Annotated in this window: 4 protein-coding genes; 1 reads left to right on the forward strand and 3 read right to left on the reverse strand. The window is 58.2% G+C overall.

Features of this window, described 5'->3' with window-relative positions:
* On the reverse strand, positions 1-719 hold a 719-nt coding region (locus tag ACWI8T_RS09530), incomplete at its 3' end, for an FAD-dependent oxidoreductase (RefSeq protein ID WP_449138774.1).
* On the opposite strand from ACWI8T_RS09530, the gene ACWI8T_RS09535 reads away from it, so the two are divergent.
* A complete protein-coding gene (locus ACWI8T_RS09535) occupies positions 691-1,113 on the forward strand; it encodes an SDR family NAD(P)-dependent oxidoreductase (RefSeq protein ID WP_449138775.1) in 423 nt (140 codons plus the stop codon). The two genes, ACWI8T_RS09530 and ACWI8T_RS09535, sit on opposite strands and share 29 nt — an antisense overlap.
* 224 nt (positions 1,114-1,337) lie before the next feature.
* On the opposite strand, the gene rbr is transcribed toward ACWI8T_RS09535, so the two are convergent.
* Positions 1,338-1,874: a rubrerythrin gene (gene rbr, locus ACWI8T_RS09540; protein WP_281668074.1), complete on the reverse strand. Its 537-nt coding sequence runs from the start codon at positions 1,872-1,874 to the stop codon at positions 1,338-1,340.
* Positions 1,875-2,151: 277 nt separating this feature from the next.
* Positions 2,152-2,294 (reverse strand): TipAS antibiotic-recognition domain-containing protein (locus ACWI8T_RS09545; protein WP_449138776.1); only part of this gene is annotated, 143 nt, incomplete at its 5' end.

Here is a 2,294-nt window from a genome sequence, read left to right on the forward strand (position 1 = left end):
TTCTTCAAGCGGCTCAGGCTTTCGTGCTTGCCCTTCACCATTTCGGCGAAGTCGAGCAGGCCGCCCAGCGCGCTTTTCTCGCACAGCGACACATCGTAGCCGCACTCGGCGCACACGCGAGCAGCCTCCATGCCAGCAGGGCCGCCGCCGATAACCATGACCTTCTTGCTGCCATCGCAGGCAGGCACTTCGAAGCCTTCGGGCATTGCCTCGATGAAGCCCATCGCGCTAGTGGGGTTCACGCGGCAGGGGCCGCCCATGCAATTCAAGCAGCGGCAGCAGGGGCGAATCCCGTCGATGCGGTTTTCCAGCAGTTTGTTGGCGTATTCGGAATCGCAGTTCGAAACAGCACGATGCACGTAGATAAGCTCCAGCGTGTCATCGTTGAGTGCCTGTCCAAAATAGTCGGGGGCCGAAGCCGGGTCCATGAATACCACGCCGCCCACGGGAATCTTCACGAACTGTTTCACGTAACGGCACGCGCCCATAATGAGGCCGCAACCCGAGTGGCTGCTGTCCAAGATGCCCTGAAAGTTCGACTTGGGATCGAACGCGATACCGTAGCTCATGGTGCCGTCGTAACCATAGCCGGCGAAGCACACGTCGTTGATGAACTGAGCCTCGTTGAAGGCGAACGTACCCAGCCGCAGTTCCAGCGCGTCAGCGCCGGCAGCCTCGATGGCCTGGCAGATGGCAGCCAGCTCCTCTTTGGTGTTCACCAGGGAATCGAAGCCCGCGCCGTGGATTCGTTCGGTTGTCAATGTCGGCTCGGCGAGCGGACACACGGGTTCCGAATTTCCCGAGTATGCGGCGAGCAAGGGCGGCATTCTTTCGTATACGAAAAACGTTGCAAACCACCTGGCGCCGCAGGGAATTTGCAACAGCGTCGACCCGGGCGGCGTGCTTACCGAGCTCAATCGCCCCGTGATGGACGACGCCGCCATGTGGGAGCGCATCATGCAGCTTACGCCGCTGCGCCGTTGGGCCGAACCCGACGAAATCGCCGAGTGGGTCTATTTCGTTGGCGTGACGAACCGCTTCATGACCGGGCAAAACCTTCTTATCGATGGAGGCGAGGCGGGAGCCGCCGAATTCGTGTGGCCCGAAGACTAGACTTTATGTCGCACATTCCGACGCGCAAGACGAGGTCGGCCCTGAGACCTCTTTCATGGAAGATGGGCCCCGGGCGAGCTGTGCTAACGCACTAAAGTGAACTTGTCATAAGCCCTCTTTTCGGACCGTGCGAATGCGCCTCGACAGCCAAATTCCATCAAGAAAGCCGCCCAAGAGCGGCTTTCTTGCGATGTTCGATATTTGCTTTCGAGATCGATTTCGACTTAGAAGTTTTCAGCCGAAATCTCGAAGTATGCCTGCGGGTGGTTGCAAACGGGGCATACGTCCGGAGCCTTCGTGCCTACGACGATGTGGCCGCAATTACGGCATTCCCATACCTTGACCTCGCTCTTCTCAAACACAGCGGCGGTTTCGACGTTGTGCAGCAGCGCGCGGTAACGCTCCTCATGATGCTTCTCGATTGCGCCAACCTGACGGAACTTTTCGGCGAGCTCGACGAAGCCCTCTTCTTCAGCCGTCTTGGCGAACTCGTCGTACATGTCAGTCCACTCGAAGTTCTCACCATCGGCTGCAGCGGCAAGGTTTTCCGCCGTGGTGCCGATGCCTTCGAGCTCGCGGAACCACATTTTGGCGTGGTACTGCTCGTTTGCCGAAGTCTTGCGGAAGATTTCGGCAATCTGCTCGTAGCCTTCCTTCTTCGCAACCGACGCGAAATACGTGTATTTATTGGTCGCCTGCGACTCGCCCGCGAACGCGGCCTGCAGGTTTTTCTCAGTTTGGGTTCCAGCGTATTTGGACATTTCGAATCCCCCTTTTTGGATTTCCAGCCGTGGGCCCTTCGCCCATGGCTTATGCCGCAAATGATACACTGTCTCAATACTAATTGGTAGGTTTTGCAGCGATTGTTTCCAAATCGGAATAAAACAGGAACAAAAATGCCATCTCTGATCGAGCCTTGCTGGTCTTCTGCATGCATATCCGCGGAGTGGTCCGACAGAAATTTCGGGGCACATGGCCGAAGGACCGACGCCGCCTCGAGCCAGCATTGCGTTGGCCGCGCCCGAGGCCAACGCCGGCTTAGCCGAGCGCGGCCTCTATCGCCTCTACGAGGAATTCCGTCGCGCCTTTCCCCGCGCGGGAGTCGTAGTACTCGACGAATCGATTGTCGACCAAATACCCTCGAGCAAGACAGACGTGCGCTTGCGGCGAGTAAGCGCCCT

The organism is Slackia sp., from assembly GCF_977041755.1.